The following is a 19215-nucleotide window of genomic DNA, read 5'->3' as shown; positions in this document are numbered from 1 at the left end:
TCAGAGCTTCTCCGCGAGCTTGGCGATCAGGCCCTCGATGGTCTCGCCGTCGGCGCGGGCGGTGTAGCTCAGCGCCATCCGGTGCTTGAGCACCGGCTCGGCGAGCGCCTTCACGTCGGCCACCGAGGGGGCGACCCGGCCCTCGATCAGCGCCCGGGCGCGGGCCGCGAGCGTCAGCGCCTGGCTGGCGCGGGGGCCGGGGCCCCAGAGGAGCTTGTCCTTCACGATGGCGTCGCCGCTGTCCGGCCGGGCCGCGCGGACGAGGTCGAGGATCGCCTCGACCACGGCCTCGCCCACCGGCAGCCGGCGCACGAGGCGCTGGGCGGTGAGCAGCTGCTCGGTGGACATCACGGCCCGCGGCCGCGCCTCGTCCACGCCGGTGGTCTCGATCAGGATCCGGCGCTCGGCGGCGCGGTCGGGGTAGCCGACGTCGATCTCCAGGAGGAACCGGTCGAGCTGCGCCTCGGGCAGCGGATAGGTGCCCTCCTGCTCGATCGGGTTCTGGGTCGCCAGCACGTGGAACGGCCGGGGCAGGTCGTGGCGGGCGCCCGCCACCGAGACGTGGCCCTCCTGCATGGCCTGGAGCAGCGCCGACTGCGTGCGCGGGCTCGCCCGGTTGATCTCGTCGGCCATCAGGAGCTGGGTGAAGACCGGCCCCTGCACGAACCGGAAGGCCCGGCGGCGCTCGGCGTCCTCCTCCAGGATCTCGGTGCCGAGGATGTCGGAGGGCATCAGGTCCGGGGTGAACTGCACGCGCCGCGCGTCGAGGCCGAGCACCGTGCCGAGCGTCTCGACCAGCTTGGTCTTGGCGAGGCCGGGAAGGCCGACCAGCAAACCGTGGCCGCCGGCCAGGATGGTCACGAGTGCGAGATCGACGACTTTCTCCTGGCCGAAGATCACCCCGTGGATCGCCTCCCGCGCCGCGCCGACGTCGGCGAGGCAGCTCTCCGCCGTCGCCACGATGCCGTCGTCCAGGGCGGTGGCCGGGCTGATCCCCTGCGTCATGCCGATATCCATCTCCTGCCCGGGCCCCGCGGGACCCGCCGGCCAATCCCGCAAGTGTGGGGCTTCAGGTGCCGGGCTGGCAAGGTCGGGATCGCCGCACGCTCTCTCGCGGCCGATTTCGCGACGTCGGACGCCCTCGCCGAGGTCGGACCCGCCCACGATGTCGGACACCGGAATTCCGGCCGGGCGCGACGGGCTCCCTCTCCCGAGCGGGAGAGGGTTGGGGTGAGGGACGGGACGTGTCAGGATGGAGAACGCCCTCGAAGCGCCGTGAGGTCGCGCCCTTCTCGGACAGACCTGATCCCTCACCCTGTCCCTCTCCCGCACGGGAGAGGGGATCCGCCCTTCGTTCGGTCGCCGCGGTTCCGGTCCCGATGCGTGCGTCCTGAAGGTCCATGATGAAGAGTGCGATGGTCGGAGATATCGTCGCGCGCTCGGCCCGCCTCGCGGCGAGCCGATGCGCCTGCCGAGCGCGCGACCCCGACCGGGACGGTCGCGCGCGTCCCGGAGACGCCCCCGCTCTTGGCGTGGGCGACCCGGACCTTTAGGAAGGCGCCCAAGCCGGGGCGATCCTCACCCGCGACCGCCGGACCGGCCGAACCCTCTGATGTCTCTCGCGGATCGCGGCGTGGGCAGCTTTGCGGGCTTCCCGCGTATCCGGACCTGACCATGCGCCTTCGAGATGTGTTCGTCGTCGGATCGTCGGAGAAGGCCGGCCTCGCCGGCGCGGCGCAATCCCTCGCGCGCCCGCTGACCCGGCGCCTTAAGGGCCACCGCCGCGGCGAGCCCCGTCAGGCGGACCTCGTCCGTGCCGTCAAGGAATCCGGCCTGTTCGACCCGGCCTGGTACGCGAGGCGCTACCCCGACGTGGTCGGCGAGGGGATCGATCCGGCGGTGCACTACGCGGTCCATGGCGGGCGCGAGGGGCGCTGGCCTCACCCGCTGTTCCACGGCGACCTCTACCTCGATTCCGTCCCGGGCCTCCGGGCCGAGGGCACCAACCCGCTGCTCCACTACCTCGACCGCGGCGCCGCGACGGGCATCCGCCCCAACCCGCTGTTCGACCCGGACTGGTACGCGACGCGCTACCTCGGCGGCGCGGAGCACCGCGCCCGGGCGTTCGCCGACTTCCTGTCGCGGGGCGACACCGACCCGTCGCCTCAGTTCGACACCGCCTGGTACCTGTCCCGCTACCCGGACGCCCGGGCGGCGGGCGGCAACGCGCTGAGCCACTTCTTCGAGACCGGCCGGAAGCAGGGCTACCTGCGCAACCCGGAGGAGTTCGCCGGCCTGTCGCGGCACGTCGACCTGATCCGCCGGTCGGGCCTGTTCGACGCCGCCTTCTACCGGGAGCGCTGCCCCGAGGCCGAGACCAGCGGGCTCGAGCCCCTGGAGCACTACGTTATGGCCGGCGGCTACCGCCGCTACGCGCCCCACCCGCTGTTCGACCCCGACTGGTACGCGGCCCAGTCCGCCGCGGTGCGGGCCGACAGCCTCAACCCGCTGGTCCACTACCTGGAGCACGGCGCCGCCGAGGGCCTCGATCCGGGGCCCTGGTTCGACACGCGCTGGTACACCGAGACCTACTTGCTCGACGCCGCGGCCGGCGACGCGGCCGGGCAGAATCCGCTGGCGCATTTCCTCGCCGACGGCGGCCGCACGACGAGCCCGTCGCCGCGCTTCGACGCGCCCTGGTACCGCGCCCGCTACCCGAAGGTCGCGGCGCTCGGCCTCAACCCGCTGATCGACTACGTCACCACCGGCCTGGAGGCGGGCCGCCTGACCCGCCGCGTCCCCGGGGCCGCGGTGCCGGAAGCCTCGGACGCGCGCCTCTCCTGCCTGAAGCGCGAACCCCGGCGGCACGGCCGCACGGCCCTGTTCATCACCCACTGCCCCGAGGGGCGGATCCGCGGCCACGTCGAGCCCTACCTGCGGGCCTTCGCGGAGAACGGGACCGACCTCGTCCTGATCATCGCCGCCGACCAGCACAAGAACGCCGTGCCGCAGGCGATCCTGGATCTCTGCGCCTCGGTCTACCTGCGCGAGAACAGCGGCTTCGACTTCGCCGCCTGGGCGCATATCCTCCTGGAGGACACCGACCTCCTCGATTCCGAGACGCTCTACCTCGCCAATGACAGCCTCGTCGGACCCCTCGACCGCGACGACTTCGCCGGCCTGCTCGCCAAGATCGACGCCTTTCCGGAGGCGGTGATCGGGCTGGCCGACAATTTCTACTACAGCCACCACCTCCAGAGCTTCTTCCTGGCCCTGAAGCGGCGCTGCCTGTCCTCCTACGCGTTCAACCACTTCCTCCTGTCGGTGGCGAACTGGCCGGACAAGAACGCGGTCATCACCGAGTACGAGCTGACCTTCTCGCAGCGGATGCGGGCGGCCGGGCTCGGCATGCGCAGCCTGTTCTCGGCCCAGAACAAGCACATGTCGCTGGTCAACGACCCGCGCAACAACCGCACCCTGTTCGACTGGGAGAACATGCTCAGCCAGGGCTTCCCGTTCGTGAAGCGCTCGCTGCTGGGCGAGCACGCCGCGATCGGCGGGGCGGCGGTGCGGGAGGCGATCGCCGAGCGCGGCTTCGACCTCGACCGGCTCGACGTGACCTACACGTATCCGGGCGCGCGGGTCTGGGCGGACCTGCGCCGGCCCCGGGCGCCGGAGCGGCCGCTGCGCGTCGCCTACGTCTCGCCGATGAACTACGCCAACGGCCTCGGCGTCGCGGCCCGGAGCTACGCCCGCGCCCTGCATCGGACCCCCTTCGCGCTGAACGTCCACCCGATGGAGCGGCCGTTCCACGTCCACGCCCGGGTGGCGCCGGCGTGGCAGGCCCGGACCTTCTCGGGGCCCGCCGACGTCGCGCTGGTCCATTTCAACGGCGACAGCTGGCACTCGCTGATGAGCGACCGACAGCGGGCGATCGCCGCGGAGGCGCGGCTGAAGATCGGGCTGTTCGTCTGGGAGACCTCCCACGTGCCCGGCGGCTGGCTGCCGACCGTCGACGGGCTCGACGCGATCTGGGCGCCGACGGAGTTCTGCGCGGCGATCTTCCGGCAGATCACCGACATCCCGGTCGACGTCGTGCCCTACGTGGTCGAGAACGAGGCCGGCGAGCCGGTGAGCGCCGCCGCCAAGGCGAACCTGCGCAAGGCCTTCGCGATCGACCCGTCCAGGCGGGTGATCCTCTACGCCTTCGACGGCTCCAGCTACCTCGCCCGCAAGAACCCGCACGCGCTGATCCGGGCCTTCCGGGCGGCGGGCCTCGGGCAGGCCGGCTGGCAGCTCGTGCTCAAGACCAAGCACGTGTTCGACCTGCCCGAGGAGGGCAAGAAGCTCCTCGACCTCGTGGGCACGTCCGGCGACGTCGTGGTGATCGACCAGCCGCTCTCCCAGAACGAGCTCGGCGCGCTGTTCGACCTCTGCGCGGTCTACGCCTCGTCGCACTCCTCGGAGGGCTTCGGCCTGACGATCGCCGAGGCGATGGAGATGGGCAAGGTCGTGGTCGCCACCGATTACGGCGGCTGCCGCGACTTCCTCGACGCCACCTGCGGCTTCCCCGTGAAGGCGGAGGTCACGGCCCTCGACCAGACCTACGGCCCGTACCTGCGCGGCGCCGAGTGGGGCCAGGTGGACGAGGCGGACCTCACGCGAGCCCTCAACGACGCGGCCCGGGCGGTGACCGGGGGCGACGCGGCCCGGATCGGCGCCGCCGCCCGCGCGCGCATCCGCGAGCGGCTGTCCATCGGCGCGGTGGCGCGGGCCATGGAGGCGAGCCTGACCCGCCTCCTGGCCGCCGAACGGTCCTGAAGCCCCGGAGACGCGACCCGTGTTGAAGAAGAAACCGGTCCCGACGCCGTCGGCCTCGTGGGGCACGCTCCCGTGGCCGGACGCGATCCTGCCGCTGCCCCTCGACGCGCAACTCCGCCCCCTCGACGAGCGCCGGCTCGGCCAGGTCGCGGCCGGCCAGTTCCCCGCCTGCCGGGCGATCTTCGTCGCGCCCGCGGCCTCCGAGCTGCGCCCCGACCTCGCGGCGCGCCTGACGTGCGCGCTCGCGGAGCGGCCCGATATCGGCATCTTCTACGGCGACGACGCCGTGGTGGACGGCGCCGGCCAGGTCCGCAGCGTCCACTGCAAGCCGGCCTTCAACCCGGCCCTCCTCATGGCCGACGACTATATCGGCTTCCCGCTGCTGATCCGCGTCTCGACCCTGGCCGGCCTGAGCCCCGATTTCGGCCTGCGCCACGGCAGCGCCGCGTGGTTCCGCTTCCTGCTCGGCGCGATCTCCGCGGGGATCGGCATCGACCGGATCCCCCAGACCTTGATCGCCTCGCCGCTGGAACGCCCGAAGGCGACGCGCACGGCGCGCGCCCACGCCCTCGACCGCTGGTTCGAGACCTCCGGCATGCCGCTGCGCGCCGCCCCGGGGCTGACCGCCGACACGCTGGAGATCCGCCGGAGCCTCGACGCGCGGCCGGCCGTGACCCTGGTGGTGCCGACCAACCAGAGCCGCCCGAAGGACGATCAGGGCCGCGCCGTCGAGGGCGCCAAGCCCCACGTGATCAACCTGCTCGACAGTCTCAGCCGCAGCACCTACCCGGCCGACCGGATCCGCGTGCTGATCGGCGACGACGTGGCCGACGACGCGATCTATCGCGGCCGCTCCGACCGCTTCACCGTGACCCGCCTGCTGACGACCCGGGCTCCGGGCGAGCGGTTCAACTACGCGGCCAAGATGAACACGCTCTGGCGCGCGGCCGAGACCGACCTCGTCATCCTGATGAACGACGACCTCGTCGTGCGCCGGCCCGGCTGGATCGAGGCGCTCCTGACCTTCGCGCTGGACCGCGGCGTCGGCGGCGCCGGCGGCCGGCTGCTGTTCCCCACGGGCAAGATCCAGCATGCCGGCATGACCGGCGGCATCTTCGACGTGTTCGCCCACCCCTGGTACAACCGGGACGCGGCCGAGCCGACCTACGGCGACTGGGCCCTGACGCAGCGCGACTGCTCGGCGGTGACCGGGGCGCTCTTCGCCACCCGCAAGGCGGTGCTGGAGGCGGTCAACGGCTTCGACGAGGGCTTCGCCCTCGACTTCAACGACGTCGACCTGTGCCTGAAAATGCGGCAGCTCGGCTACCGTATCGTCTACACGCCCTTCGCCGAGATGGCGCACCACGAGAGCGCCTCGCGGCAGACCAGCTTCGCCCCGGGCTCGCAGATCGCGCGCTTCCTGCGCCGCTGGGGCGACGTCGTCGCGGAGGATCCGGCCTACAGCCCGCAGCTGCGCATCGACACCGACGTGGTCGCCCCGCGGGCCGACGCGACGCGCTGGATCACCGAGCGCCGGGCGGACGCGGCCTGAGCGGCCCGCGGAGCCGGCGCGCCCGGGTTAAGCTAAACGCGCGAAGTTCGGCCCGGCGGGCTGGAACGGGACAGTCCGAGCCTCTACCCCTTCGAGGGGGATGCGCGGGCGGATTCGACCGCGCCGGGGTGGGGAGCCGACCGTGAAGAAGCTGCTCGCCGCTGCCGCCATCCTGGCCGGCCTGGCCCTGATCGGCCTCGCGGCGGAGATCCGGCTGCACGAGCAGGGCCGCCCCGTCGCCAGCACGGCGGTCCGGTCGGGCGGCGCCGCCTTCGCCCCGGCGCCGATCCCGGCGGCCTGGGTCGTCTCCGGCGACCCCGTCACCGAGGTCGCGGAGGTCTCGCAGACCCATGACGGGAGCGCGCAGGTCTACCTGTGGCGCACCACGGCCAGCACGTTCCGCTGGACCCACCACGCCGACGAGATCATCACCATCCTCGACGGCGAGGTCTTCGTCACCGACGCCGACGGCAGCCGCCATCACCTGACGCCGGGCGACGTGGCGCATTTCCCGGTCGGGTCCGTCCAGCTCTGGGAAGTCCCCCGGACGCTGCTGAAATCGGCGATCCTCAAGCACCGCAGCCCGACCCTGGTCGAGGCGTCCCTGCGCTGGCTGCGCCGGGCGCGGGCGCTCGTCACCGGCTGAGGCGCGGGCGCCTCTGGCTCCCGACGCGCTGAGCCGAAGAGGCGCAGTCTAGGTTGAATCGCGCGATCCGGTGACACGGCTTGCTAAGGCTCGGCGCGGCATCATCGGAGTTCCGACGCCGCGAACCGACCCGATGGCCCCACCCCGCGACCTGCAGCTCGACGCCGCGCGCGGCCTCGCCGTGCTGCTGGTCCTCTCCGGCCACCTGCTGCAGCCCGTCTTCTACGGCCCGTCGGGGCCCGAGCCGGGGCCGGCCCTCGCGGTCTGGCGGGTCATCTACGCCTTCCACATGCCGTTTTTCTTCCTGCTCTGCGGGATGGTCGACCGGATCAAGGGGGAGGCGGGTCTCGCCGCCGCCGGCCGCTCCGCGCTGAAGCTCGTCGCGGTGGCGCTGGCGTTCGGCACCCTCGCGCTGGTCCTCCGGGCCGTCGACGGCACTCTGTCGCCGGGGGACGCGCTCCGCGACGCGCTGTACGGCCGCCACTTCGGCCTGGGCGTGCTCTGGTTCCTGGTCGCCTTGGGGCTGGTGCGGGTGATCGACGCCGCGGCGCGCGCGGCGGCCTTTCCGGGCGGCGACTGGGTCGTCCTGGGCGGCGCCCTGGCCCTCTCGTGGATCTGCAGCGCGCGGGCGTTCCCGTTCTGGCAGGTCCACGCGCTGGTCGGCGCCCTGCCGTTCTACGTCGCGGGCCGGCGGCTCGGACGGCGCGCGTTCGACGTGTCGGCGCTGCTCGGCGCCCTCGGCCTCGTGGTGCTCCTGCTCTGCGCGCCGCGGAACTTCGTCCACGTCGCGACCGGGCAGTACGGCGACCCGGCGCTGTTCGCCGTGACGGCCGCGGCGGGCTCGGCGTTCGCGCTGGCGGTCGCCGGCCGGCTGCGCGGCCCGCCGCGCGCCGCGGCCGGCCTGCTGGGGCGGGCGAGCTTCGAGCTCTACATCGTGAGCGGCTTATTCCTCCTGCTGGCGCCGCACTGGCCCGCCTGGGACCGGTGGGACCTCCTGGTGCTGCTCGCCGCAATCGGCCTGCCCCTGCACCTGATCGCGGCTCGCGGGCTGCGCGGGCCGATCCGGGCCGTCCGCGCGGCCGCCGACAGCGTCGTCGACGGTTTGGTCGACGGGCTCGCCGGCCGCCGGCGTCGCGCGCGGGCGCCGGACACCGCGCCGAGGCCGGGCTTGTCCGGGGCGGATCCTTAAGACTTGTGCGGGACCATCCGCCCGCATTCCGGCCGCAAGACCCTCGATGACAGCGCCACACGCCAGGGGCCCCGATGTTCGCTGAGCGCCCGCGCGGCGGCGTCGGCGCGTGGCCCCTGATCGCCGCCACGCTGGTCGCCACGGTCGTCTGGATGGCGGTCGCCGGGCTGCACTTCGCCTGGGACAGCGCCCTCGTCACCCTCGGGGCCTGCGGCGGGCTCGAGGCCCTGGCGCAGGTCTACCGCACGCGCCGCCCCGAGCCGCGCATCGCCGCGACGCTCAGCGCGCTGGCGCAGGTCATCGCCTTCAGCGCCTGCGCGGCCGCCCTGTCGTACGCGGTCGCGAGCACCGGCGGCCCGCTCTGGGATTCGACATTCGACGCCTGGGACCGGCGGCTCGGCCTGGACTGGCGCGCCTACCTGACCTTCGTGGACGGCCATCCGCGGCTCGGACTGGCGCTGTCGCTCGCCTACCGGAGCCTGATCCTGCAGACCATGCTGGCGGTCATCCTGCTGGGCTTCAGCGGCCGGCTGCGGGCGCTGCAGGACTTCGTCCTCGCCTTCGCCCTCGCCGGCACGGTGACGGTCCTGGTCTCGGCGCTGACGCCGGCCCTGGCGAACTTCGTGTACCTGGGCCTGTCACCGGCGGACTTCCCCGACCTGCACCCGGCCGCGTCCTACGTCCACGTCGCGGACCTGACCGGCCTGCGCGACGGCACGCTCCGGACGATCAACCTCGACCACGTCGAGGGCATCATCACGTTCCCGAGCTTCCACGCGGCGCTGGGGGCCCTCTACATCTGGGCCTTCTGGCACCTGCGCGCGGCCCGGATCCCGGCCCTGGCCGTGAACGCTCTCCTGATCGCCGCCACGCCGATCGACGGCGGCCACTACTTCGTTGACGTGATCGCCGGGCTGGTCATCGCCGTCCTGGCCATCTGCGCCGCGCGGGCGCTCGGTCGGCGGCGGGCCGCCGACGCGCTCCGCCCCGGCGCGCCCGAGGGCGGCCCCGCTCCGGGACGGGCCTGACGTCGGGCGCCTCAGAGCGGCTCGCCCCGCATCAGCCGGGGCCGCGAGTCGCGCGCGGCCGCGGCCTCGCCGATGAAGAAGCGCTTCAGCCCCGGCAGCCGGTCGACGATGCCGAGGCCGAGGTCGCGGGCGAGCCGCAGCGGCAGCGCGTCGTTCGAGAACAGCCGGTTCAGCCCGTCGGTGGCCGCCGCCATGGCGAAGCTGTCGAAGCGCCGGGCGCGCTCGTAGGCGCGCAGCACGTCGGGGCTGCCGGGATCGAGGCCGAGGCGCAGCGCGCCGGTCACGGCCTCGGCCAGCGCCGCGGCGTCCGCGAGCCCGAGGTTGAGGCCCTGGCCGGCGATCGGGTGGATCACGTGGGCGGCGTCGCCCAGCAGCGCGAGGCGCTCGGCGCGGAAGGCGCGGGCGATGCCGAAGGCGAGGGGATGCCGGCTCGGGCCGTGCTCCAGCGCGAGCGTGCCGAGATCCAGGGTGAACCGGCGCTCAATCTCGGCGAGCACCTCGTCGGGCTCGCCGGAGAGCAGGGCCTCGGCGTCCTCCGACCGCTCGGTCCAGACGATGGAGGAGCGGTGCCCCAGGGGACCGCCGTCCCGCAGCGGCAGGATCGCGAACGGGCCAGCGGGCAGGAAGTGCTCGAAGGCGCGGCCTTCGTGCGGCCGCGCGTGGCCGATGGTCGCCACGATGCCGACCTGCGGGTAGGACCAGCCGACCCAGCCGATCCGCGCGGCCTCGCGCAGCCGCGAGCGCGCCCCGTCGGCGGCCACCAGCAGGTCGCCCCGCAGGGTCTCGCCGGTGGTGAGCGCCGCGCGGATCGCGGCCCCCTCCGGCAGCGCGCGCACGACCCCGGCGGCGACGATCGCCACCCCCGCCGCCCGGCAGCCCTCCGCGAGGGCCGCGGCGAGCGGCTCGGCCTCGATCATGTGGGCGAAGGGCTCGCCGTCGTCGCGCTCGGCGTCCGCCTCGCGGCCGAAGGTCAGGAAGACCGGCCGCACCGGGTCGGCGAGGCGACTGTCGCTGATCACCATCTCGGCGATCGGCTCGGCCGCGTCGGCGACCCGGGCCCACAGGCCGAGGCGCTCCAGCATCCGCCGCCCGCCCGCCGCGAGGGCGTAGGCGCGGCCGCGATGCCGGGCGGGGTCCGCGGCGCCCGGATCGATCACCGTCACGGCCAGCGCCGGCCCGTGGGCCTGCTTCAGGGCGAGCGCCAGGGCGAGGCTGGGCAGGCCGCCGCCGGCGATCAGGAGGCTGCGGCTGCCGGGGCGAGGCGTCTCGGCCGTCATCGGGGCGGATCTCCTAGGGGTCCCGCGCGGGACGCGTGGATTGGTTCGTCCGAAAAGCCTATGTCGCACGCGGGCAACGAACGGAAACCCCGCGGGTCATGACCGACGCCAACACCGACGCGATGACGGACGCCGTCGCCGAGCTGATCGCCATCCTCGACCTGGAGCGGCTGGAGGTCGACCTGTTTCGCGGCCAGAACCCCAGGACGGGCTGGCGGCGCGTCTTCGGCGGGCAGGTGGTCGCGCAGGCCCTGGTCGCCGCGACCCGGACGGTGCCGGACGACCGCCCCGCCCACTCCCTCCACGCCTACTTCATGCTGCCCGGCGACCCGCGCACGCCCATCGTCTACGAGGTCGAGCGGATCCGGGACGGGCGGAGCTTCACGACCCGCCGGGTCAAGGCGATCCAGCACGGGCGCGCGATCTTCGCCACGACGGTCTCCTATCAGGTCGTCGAGGAGGGGCTGACGCACCAGCCGGCGATGCCGGCGGTGCCCGGACCCGAGGGGCTCCTCGACGGCAAGGCCCTCGCGGCCGCCGGCGGCACCGGGATGCCGGAGGCGATCGCCGCCTATTTCGGCCGCGAGCGGCCGATCGCGCTGCGGCCGGTCGACCTGAACCGCTACCTCCCCGCCGGCGCGGGTGGCCGGGCCCCGGACCCGATCTTCAATGTCTGGCTGCGCGCGGCCTCGGCGCTGCCGGACGATCCGGCGCTGCACCGGGCCGTGCTGGCCTACGCCTCCGACATGACCCTGCTCGACGTCTCGCTGATCCCGCACGCGCGCTCGGTGTTCGATCCGACGATCCAGGCCGCGAGCCTCGACCACGCGCTGTGGTTCCACCGACCGGTCAGGATCGACGACTGGCTGCTCTACGCGCAGGACAGCCCGGTGGCGGGCGGCGCCCGCGGCTTCGCGCGGGGCCAGATCTTCGACCGGGCCGGCAACCTGGTGGCGTCGGTGGCTCAGGAGGGTCTGATCCGCCCGACGCGGGATTAAAGAGGCTTTCCCGGACGTGCGTTGCCGGTGCGCCACAGGGTGGAATGCACGAAATCGGGCAGGGTGCCTCATCGTTGTGCGCCGTTGCGGCGAGCGATGCCCGCGATCTGGCCGTGGCGGACTAATCGATGGGCAAAATGACGATCGGCGGAAATGTTCCCGGCCAAGCTTGTCTGGCATAGTCCTTGAATAGCGGCCTTCGACCGCGGGTCATCCCGAGCCTGCGGACGGTCCGGGTCGGCTCGTCCCGCAGGTCGGGTGACGGCAACGGTTCCCAAGGACTTCGAAGGGGGCGTCGCCCATGAAAATCGTGATGGCCATCATCAAGCCGTTCAAGCTCGAGGAGGTGCGCGACGCGCTCACCGGAATCGGCGTCCACGGCCTGACGGTGACGGAGGTGAAGGGCTACGGCCGCCAGAAGGGCCACACCGAGATCTACCGCGGCGCGGAATACGCGGTCAGCTTCCTGCCCAAGCTGAAGATCGAGGTCGCCGTCGCCTCGGACCTGACGTCCAGCGTGATCGACGCCATCGCGGGGGCCGCGCGGACCGGCCAGATCGGCGACGGCAAGATCTTCGTGATGCCGCTGGAGAAGGCAGTGCGCATCCGGACCGGCGAGACCGACGCCGACGCCCTCTGATCCGCGGCCCGGTCCGACCGGGCCCGCCGATCCCCAGACCTCCTGAAACACTACGGACTTGAGACCGGGAGCCACGTGCCCATGAAACTTCGTCATGCCCTCATGCTCGGCTTGGGAGGAGCGGCGATCGCCGCCCTCCTGATCGAGCCGTCCCTCGCGCAGACCCCGACACCGGAAGCCGCCTCGCCGCCGCCCTCGCCGATCCCCAACAAGGGCGACACGGCCTGGATGATGATCTCGTCGGCCCTGGTGCTGATGATGAGCATCCCCGGCCTCGCGCTGTTCTACGGCGGTCTCGTGCGCACCAAGAACATGCTGTCGGTGCTGACCCAGGTGTTCGCGATCGTGTCGATCGTCGGCCTGCTCTGGGTGTTCTACGGCTACAGCCTCGCCTTCACCAGCGGCGGCGGCCTCAACGACTTCGTCGGCGGCTTCTCGAAGGCGTTCCTGAAGGGTATCGACGCGAACTCGACCGTCGCGACCTTCTCGAACGGCGTCGTGATCCCCGAATACGCCTATCTGTGCTTCCAGATGACGTTCGCCATGATCACGCCCGCGCTGATCGTCGGCGCCTTCGCCGAGCGGATGAAGTTCTCCGCGCTCGTGGTGTTCACGATCCTCTGGGTCACGATCATCTACTTCCCGATGGCCCACATGGTCTGGTACTGGGCCGGCCCGGACGCCGTCGGCAACGCCGCCAAGGCTCTGGCCGCCGCCACCGACGACGCGTCGAAGGCGACCGCCCAGGCGGCCCTCGACGCGGTCAACAAGGACGCCGGCTTCCTCTTCCAGAAGGGCGCCCTCGACTTCGCCGGCGGCACCGTGGTGCACATCAACGCGGGCATCGCCGGCTTCGTCGGCTGCCTGATCATGGGCAAGCGCATCGGCTACGGCCGTGACCTGCTCGCCCCGCACTCCCTGACCATGACGATGATCGGCGCCTCGCTGCTGTGGGTCGGCTGGTTCGGCTTCAACGCCGGCTCGAACCTCGAGTCCAACGGCACCGCCGCCCTCGCCATGCTCAACACCTTCGTGGCGACCTGCGGCGCCGCGGTGGCGTGGCTGTTCGCCGAGTGGGCCCTCAAGGGCAAGCCGTCCCTGCTCGGCATGCTGTCGGGCGCGGTCGCCGGCCTCGTCGCGGTCACCCCGGCCTCCGGCTTCGCCGGCCCGATGGGCTCGATCGTGCTCGGCCTCGTCGCCGGCGTGGTCTGCTTCGTGATGTGCTCCACGGTGAAGAACGCGCTGGGCTACGACGACTCGCTGGACGTCTTCGGCGTCCACTGCGTCGGCGGCATCCTGGGCGCGCTGGCGACCGGCATCCTGGTCGATCCGAACCTCGGCGGCGTCGGCATTCCCGACTACACCTCGAAGCCGGGCGAGCTCGCCGTCGGTGCCTACGACATGATGAGCCAGCTCATCGTCCAGGCCGAGGCGGTCGGCCTGACGCTCCTGTGGTCGGGCATCGGCTCGGCGATCCTCTACAAGCTCGTCGACGTGACGATCGGCCTGCGTGTCACGCAGGAGGAGGAGCGCGAGGGTCTCGACATCGCCGATCACGGCGAGCGCGCCTACAACTACTGAGACGGACGGCGCGGCCCCGCGGGGCCGCGTCCGCGGACAGGAAAACCCCGGCTCCGAGAGGGCCGGGGTTTTTCGCGTCGGGCCGTCATCGCGAGCGCAGCGAAGCGACCCAGGGCAGCGCTGCGGTCGGAATCGGAGCGAAGCCCTGGATTGCTTCGCTCCGCTCGCAAAGACGATACGGAGCGGCGACCGGGCATCAAACCCGAAGCATTTACGCCGCCCGCGTCAGCGCCGCCTTCTCCTCCGCGAAGGCCCAGTCGAGCCAGGGCGTCAGCGCCTCGAGATCGGCGGTCTCGACGGTGGCGCCGCACCAGATCCGCAGGCCCGCCGGGGCGTCGCGGTAGGCGCCGATGTCGAGGGCGACGCCCTCCCGGTCGAGGCGCTCGACGATCCCCGCCGCGAAGGCCGAGACCGCCGCGTCGCCGCGGGCGAGCACGTCCGGATCGGCGATCACGAGGCAGACGCCCGTGTTCGAGTAGGTGGCGGGATCGGCGGCCAGCGGCGCGATCCAGGGCGTGCGCGCGACCCAGTCGTAGATCGCCTTGGCGTTGGCGTCGGCCCGCGCGTGCAGCGCCGGCAGGCCGCCGATCCGCTCGGCCCAGTCCAGGGTGTCGAGGTAGTCCTCGACGGCCAGCATCGAGGGCGTGTTGATCGTGTCGCCCTTGAAGATGCCCTCGATCAGCTTCCCGTCCTTGGTGAGGCGGAAGATCTTCGGCAGGGGCCAGGACGGCGTGTGGCTCTCCAGCCGCGCCACGGCGCGGGGCGAGAGGATCAGCATGCCGTGCGCCGCCTCGCCGCCCATCACCTTCTGCCAGGAGAAGGTCACGACATCGAGCTTGTCCCAGGGCAGGGGTTGGGCGAAGGCCGCCGAGGTCGCGTCGCAGATCGTCAGGCCCTCGCGGTCGGCCGCGATCCAGTCGCCGTCCGGCACCTTCACGCCGGCCGCGGTGCCGTTCCAGGTGAAGACCACGTCGCTGCGTTTCGTGTCGATCGCCGCGAGGTCCGGCAGGATGCCGTAGGGGGTCTGGTGGATGCGGGGCGCGATCTTGAGCTGCTTCAGCGCGTCCGTGACCCACTCCTTGCCGAACGCCTCCCAGGCGGCGACCTCGACGGGCTTCGGCCCGAGCATCGTCCACATCGCCATCTCGACGGCGCCGGTGTCGGAGGCCGGGACGATGCCGATCCGGTACTCGGCCGGCACCTGCAGGACCGCGCGGGTCAGGTCGATCGCCCGGCCGAGCTTGGCCTTGCCGACGGGGGAGCGGTGCGACCGGCCGAGGGCGGCGTCGGCCAGCGCGGCCGGGGTCCAGCCGGGGCGCTTGGCGCAGGGGCCGGAGGAGAAGTGGGGCACGCGCGGGCGCTGCGTGGGGCGGCTGGTCATGGCGGATCCATCCTTGCAGAGGGCCGCGCTCCCGCGGGGAGGCGCGTCCCGGCTCGCGCATGCGCCGAAACCGGCCGGCTTGCAAGCGCCTGTCCCGCCAGCAGTCTTCGCCGCGCTGCCCCTGGCCGGGACAGTGGCCCGGAGGGCGGGGAACAGTCGATTAAGCCGGGCCCGTTAGCCTTAATGAGGTGCCGCGTAGCGTTTGAGGTGCGCCGATGACTTTCCACAGCGCCGCGATATTGGCGGTCTGGTCCGTTCTACTCTTGGTTATTGGGGCCTTAATACCGCGCATCGTGCTGGCGAGCCGGACACCGCGGCTCGTGCCGCGGCCGCTGCAGCTCGACCCGCTGGATTACGACCGCGACGGCCCGGTGATCGACCTCGAGCCGGCCTGACCGGCGACAGTCCCGCCGCGCAGGTCCGGGCGCCGCTCGGCGGTGATCCGCTCGGCCTCCGCCCGCCGCCAGCGGGCGATGGCGGCGTGGTTGCCGCCGGAGAGGACATCGGGGATCGCGCGGCCCTCCCAGTCGCGGGGGCGCGTGTAGTGCGGGTACTCGAGGAGCCCGCCCTCGAAGCTCTCCTCGACGCCGGATTCCATCTTGCCCATCACGCCGGGCAGGAGGCGCACGCAGGCGTCCAGCACCACCAGGGCGGCGATCTCGCCGCCCGACAGCACGTAGTCGCCGATCGAGACCTCCTCGAGGCCGCGCCCGGCGATCACGCGCTCGTCGACGCCCTCGAAGCGGCCGCAGACGATCAGCGCGCCCGGTCCCGCCGCGAGGTCGCGCACGCGGGCCTGGGTGAGCGGCCGGCCGCGGGGCGACATCAGCAGGCGCGGGCGCGGGTCGTCGGCCCTGGTCGCGGCGTCGACGGCCGCGGCGTCGATGGCGGCGCCGAGCACGTCGCAGCGCAGGACCATCCCGGCCCCGCCGCCGGCCGGCGTGTCGTCGACCGAGCGGTGGCGGCCGAGGCCGTGCTCGCGGATGTTGCGGGCCTCCAGGATCCAGTCGCCCCGCGCCAGGGCGTCGCCCGACAGGGACACGCCCAGCGGGCCCGGGAACATCTCCGGGTAGAGGGTGAGGATCGTGGCCCGCCAGGGCGTGTCCGCGCGCGTCATGGCGCTTGATGGCGCGCGGGGTGCGGCACGGTCAACGGGCCCGGCACCGCCGTCGCGCCCGGCGGGTTGTCGGCCATGATCCGCGCCCTCGCCCTCCTCGCTGCCGCCACTGCCGCCACTGCCGCGGCCATTGCCGCATTGGCCGGCCCGGTCCGCGCCGCCGAGCCCCTGGCGCCCCCGGGTGCGCCCGCCGCCGCCTTCCCCAGGCCCGACCGGCCCGTGGCCGAGATCGTCGCGCCGCGCTGGTCCTCGGAGGCCGAGCGCGACAGGGCCGGCGAGTTCGAGCAGGTCGCCAGGGGGATGGGCATCGCGCCCGGCGAGACGGTGGCGGATATCGGTGCCGGCAGCGGCTACTACGCGGTGCGGCTGAGCCCCCGGGTCGGGCCGCGCGGGCGCGTGCTCGCCGAGGACGTGACGCCGTCCTACCTGGCGGCCCTGGAGACGCGGGTGCGGCCGCTCGGGAACGTCACGGTCGTGCGCGGCGAGCCGCACGACCCGCGCCTGCCCCCGGCCTCGGTCGACGCGGCGATCCTCGTCCACATGTACCACGAGATCACCCAGCCCTTCGGTCTGCTCCACAACCTCGCCGCCGCGATGCGCCCGGGCGGCCGGGTCGGGATCGTCGATGCCGACGCCGTTCCCTCCCGGCACGGCACACCGCCGGCGCTCCTGCGCTGCGAGCTCGCCGCCGCGGGCTACCGCGAGACCGGCTTCCAGCCGCTCGCGGACGGGGCCTACCTGGCGGTGTTCGCGGCGCCCGCGCCGGACGCCCGCCCGAGGCCGGAGACGGTCCGCCCCTGCCGCGACGACGCGACGGCGCGGTAGTGGCGCCTCAGGAGCGCCAGCGCAGCTCGCGGCGCTCCAGCGGGTTGACGAACGGGCGCCCGTCGCGAGCCGATTCCAGGGCCTCGCGCTTCAGCCGGAAATACCATTGCGAGGGCAGGTCGCCCTGGCCGAACAGCACCATGGTGGGCTTGCGGTCGAGCCCGTCCTGCGCGTGCTGGAGCACCTGCTGGTCCTGGGTCAGGAACTGCCGCATCAGCGGGTGCGCGACCGGTCTGAGCAGGTTCAGGGCCGGCATGCTCCAGTAGAGGGCGTTGGTGAGCAGCGTCCGGTCCGGCGTCAGCGGCGTCGCGAAGGTGTAGTTCGCCACCCGCTTCGCCCCCGCGCGGATGCGCTCCAGCCGCACGCCGGGCAGGCGGAACTCGATCTCGACCTCGGGGACGCCGCCGAGCAGGCGGTAGACCGGCGAGCTCGTCGTGGTCGCGTGGCTCGTCATCACGAAGCCGTGGGGCACCGGCTGGAATGTCTTCACCTTCTCGCGGAGCTGCTTCGAGGGCCGGAACCACCACGAATCGTGGACGAAGGCGACGTGCCCGGGATCGACGAGGCTCAGCGTCGTCAGGTCGAAGGAGGCCTCGACCTCCAGCTCGACCACGAGGGAGCCGGCCGGCTCGAAATCCAGCGCCGGCACCTCCGGCACCGCGCCGGCGGCCGGGCCGAGATGCGGGTTGACCCAGAGGAAGCCGGCGCTCTCCCGCACGGGGAAGCGCTGCACCTGGATGCGCGAGAAGTCGGCGGCGTCGTGCTCCGACAGGGTCGGGACGTCGCGGCAGCGCCCGTCGGTGCCGAAGCGCCAGCCGTGGAACGGGCACATCAGGGTGTCGCCGTCGAAGCGGCCCTTCGACAGGGCCATGCCGCGGTGGGGGCAGCGGTCGCGCAGCGCGAAGGGCGTGCCGTCGGGGGCGCGGCCCAGCACGATCTGCTCGCCGTTCAGCGCCACGGCCCGCAGGGCCGACCGGCCGCCCGCCCTGCCGAGGCTCCGGGACTGCCCGACGCAGTACCACGCGTTGCCGAGCGGCTGGCGCATCGCGTCGGGATCGAGCGCGGCCTCGTCGGCGGGGCGCGGCGGGTTGGCGAAGGGCGCGTTCAAGGCGGTTCGGGCAGACCTCGGGGCGCCCGTCATACGCCCGGCCGCCGGGACGGGGAAGCGCCGGGCCGGGGAGGACAAACGGGCGCAGGCGCGGGGCTTCACAAGCCGGGCGCGGCCACCTACCTTCGCTTCACCCGCAACCAACGAAAGGAGGTGATCCAGTGTCTCATTGTCATCAGCCGTGTGTCTCGGCTCATCGGACCTGGACCGTCGCCTCCGGCGCGTCGCTCTAAGACGCGTCAGAGACCCGATCTCGGGACAGTTCCGCCGGACAGCACGGTTCGGCAATGGAAGGGCCACCCTCTCGGGTGGCCCTTCGGCGTTTCAGGGTCCGGAAATGCGGTCGGCGTCGCTCAGCGCCGCTGGGACTGGAACAGCGGCTGGGCGAGCGCCTCGGTCCGGGCGCGCCACAGGTCGCGCTCCTCGCGCAGGGCGTCGCGCTCGCCGGCCAGGGTCAGCCGCTCGGCCCGCAGGGCGTCCCGCTCCGCGATTGCCCGGTCCCGCTCGGCGCGCAGCTCCTCGCGCTCGGCCCGGAAGCGCTCCCGCTCCCCGCGGAACTCCTCGCGTTCGACGCGGACGTCCTCCTGCTCGGCCCGGAGATCCTCCAGGGAGCCGATCTCGTCGCGGATATGCTCGCGCAGGGTCCGGATCTCGTCGGCCAGGATGGCCTGCAGCTCGTCCTGGCGCTCGGCCTCCACGCGGAGCTTGGCCTTCAGCATCAGGTTCTCGGCCATCAGCTCGGCGATGTCGGGATCCTCGGCCGCGCCCCGCGGGGCCTCGGGGCCCGGAACGACGCGGGGCGACCACGCCGCCTCGGCGCCGCGGGGCCGCTTCGCCTCGGGCAGAACCTCAGCCGGCCGCGCCTCGCCGCGGGCCTCGGCCGGCGCCTGGGCCTTCATCGCCGTCAGCCAGTCGCGGAGCGGACCGGTCGTGGGAAAGCTGCCGGACTCGGTCGGCGAGTGAGAGCGGGCGGGTTCCGACATCGGCGGGCGTCCTGAGCGAATATGGCCCGAAGACAATCCCAACATGCTTAACGATCGGTAAAGGTTAAC

The 19215-nt window shown here is 73.0% G+C and carries 16 protein-coding genes; 10 read left to right on the top strand and 6 right to left on the bottom strand.

Going from position 1 to position 19215, the window contains the following annotated elements; genetic code table 11:
• Entirely contained in the window at positions 1 to 1005 is a 1005-nt protein-coding gene (locus tag LOK46_RS19280) for an AAA family ATPase (RefSeq protein ID WP_273559825.1), read from the bottom strand.
• 669 nt (positions 1006 to 1674) lie between these two features.
• Here LOK46_RS19280 and LOK46_RS19275 point away from each other — a divergent pair.
• From LOK46_RS19275 to LOK46_RS19255, 5 genes are all read left to right on the top strand, one after another.
• The gene (locus tag LOK46_RS19275) at positions 1675 to 4821 is read left to right on the top strand and encodes a rhamnan synthesis F family protein (protein WP_273559823.1); all 3147 of its coding nucleotides are present in this window, start codon (positions 1675 to 1677) and stop codon (positions 4819 to 4821) included.
• A 19-nt stretch (positions 4822 to 4840) separates the two neighbouring features.
• A complete protein-coding gene (locus LOK46_RS19270) occupies positions 4841 to 6373 on the top strand; it encodes a glycosyltransferase family 2 protein (protein ID WP_273559822.1) in 1533 nt (510 codons plus the stop codon).
• Between the two features lie 142 nt (positions 6374 to 6515).
• A complete protein-coding gene (locus LOK46_RS19265) occupies positions 6516 to 7019 on the top strand; it encodes a cupin domain-containing protein (protein WP_273559820.1) in 504 nt (167 codons plus the stop codon).
• 133 nt (positions 7020 to 7152) lie between these two features.
• Positions 7153 to 8208, top strand: coding sequence for an acyltransferase family protein (locus LOK46_RS19260; protein WP_273559818.1), 1056 nt, complete (start codon positions 7153 to 7155; stop codon positions 8206 to 8208).
• 74 nt (positions 8209 to 8282) lie between these two features.
• Positions 8283 to 9236 (top strand): phosphatase PAP2 family protein, encoded by a 954-nt coding sequence (locus tag LOK46_RS19255; RefSeq protein WP_273559816.1) that lies wholly within the window; start codon positions 8283 to 8285, stop codon positions 9234 to 9236.
• Between the two features lie 11 nt (positions 9237 to 9247).
• On the opposite strand, the gene LOK46_RS19250 is transcribed toward LOK46_RS19255, so the two are convergent.
• Positions 9248 to 10513, bottom strand: a complete 1266-nt coding sequence (locus tag LOK46_RS19250; protein WP_273559814.1) for an FAD-dependent monooxygenase — start codon at positions 10511 to 10513, stop codon at positions 9248 to 9250.
• Between the two features lie 98 nt (positions 10514 to 10611).
• On the opposite strand from LOK46_RS19250, the gene tesB reads away from it, so the two are divergent.
• The 3 genes from tesB (at position 10612) to LOK46_RS19235 (ending at position 13732) form a co-directional block, all read left to right on the top strand.
• The gene (gene tesB / locus LOK46_RS19245; RefSeq protein WP_273559812.1) at positions 10612 to 11511 is read left to right on the top strand and encodes an acyl-CoA thioesterase II; all 900 of its coding nucleotides are present in this window, start codon (positions 10612 to 10614) and stop codon (positions 11509 to 11511) included.
• A gap of 301 nt (positions 11512 to 11812) precedes the next feature.
• Positions 11813 to 12151: a P-II family nitrogen regulator gene (locus LOK46_RS19240; RefSeq protein WP_010683623.1), complete on the top strand. Its 339-nt coding sequence runs from the start codon at positions 11813 to 11815 to the stop codon at positions 12149 to 12151.
• Positions 12152 to 12232: 81 nt separating this feature from the next.
• Positions 12233 to 13732: an ammonium transporter gene (locus tag LOK46_RS19235; protein ID WP_273559806.1), complete on the top strand. Its 1500-nt coding sequence runs from the start codon at positions 12233 to 12235 to the stop codon at positions 13730 to 13732.
• 211 nt (positions 13733 to 13943) lie between these two features.
• Here the strand turns inward: LOK46_RS19235 and LOK46_RS19230 are convergent, their stop codons facing one another.
• Entirely contained in the window at positions 13944 to 15113 is a 1170-nt protein-coding gene (locus tag LOK46_RS19230) for a phosphoserine transaminase (protein WP_273559804.1), read from the bottom strand.
• Between the two features lie 215 nt (positions 15114 to 15328).
• Here LOK46_RS19230 and LOK46_RS19225 point away from each other — a divergent pair, with 215 nt between their 5' ends.
• Positions 15329 to 15508: a hypothetical protein gene (locus tag LOK46_RS19225; protein WP_273559802.1), complete on the top strand. Its 180-nt coding sequence runs from the start codon at positions 15329 to 15331 to the stop codon at positions 15506 to 15508.
• Here the strand turns inward: LOK46_RS19225 and trmD are convergent.
• Positions 15466 to 16230 carry a tRNA (guanosine(37)-N1)-methyltransferase TrmD gene (trmD, locus tag LOK46_RS19220; RefSeq protein ID WP_273559800.1) on the bottom strand — a complete coding sequence of 255 codons (765 nt, stop codon included), beginning with the start codon at positions 16228 to 16230 and terminating at the stop codon, positions 15466 to 15468. The genes LOK46_RS19225 and trmD overlap by 43 nt on opposite strands.
• A gap of 75 nt (positions 16231 to 16305) precedes the next feature.
• Here trmD and LOK46_RS19215 point away from each other — a divergent pair, with 75 nt between their 5' ends.
• Positions 16306 to 17055 (top strand): class I SAM-dependent methyltransferase, encoded by a 750-nt coding sequence (locus tag LOK46_RS19215; RefSeq protein WP_273559798.1) that lies wholly within the window; start codon positions 16306 to 16308, stop codon positions 17053 to 17055.
• A 7-nt stretch (positions 17056 to 17062) separates the two neighbouring features.
• On the opposite strand, the gene LOK46_RS19210 is transcribed toward LOK46_RS19215, so the two are convergent.
• Both LOK46_RS19210 and LOK46_RS19205 read right to left on the bottom strand, forming a co-directional pair.
• A complete protein-coding gene (locus tag LOK46_RS19210) occupies positions 17063 to 18100 on the bottom strand; it encodes an aromatic ring-hydroxylating oxygenase subunit alpha (RefSeq protein ID WP_443192900.1) in 1038 nt (345 codons plus the stop codon).
• Between the two features lie 416 nt (positions 18101 to 18516).
• Positions 18517 to 19146, bottom strand: a complete 630-nt coding sequence (locus tag LOK46_RS19205; RefSeq protein WP_273559794.1) for an ATPase — start codon at positions 19144 to 19146, stop codon at positions 18517 to 18519.
• Between the last annotated feature and the right edge of the window lie 69 nt (positions 19147 to 19215).

The organism is Methylobacterium sp. NMS14P (assembly GCF_028583545.1).
Classification (GTDB): Bacteria; Pseudomonadota; Alphaproteobacteria; order Rhizobiales; family Beijerinckiaceae; genus Methylobacterium.
Note: the sequence above shows the minus strand (reverse complement) of the source record. Positions and strands in the feature narration are given on the sequence as shown.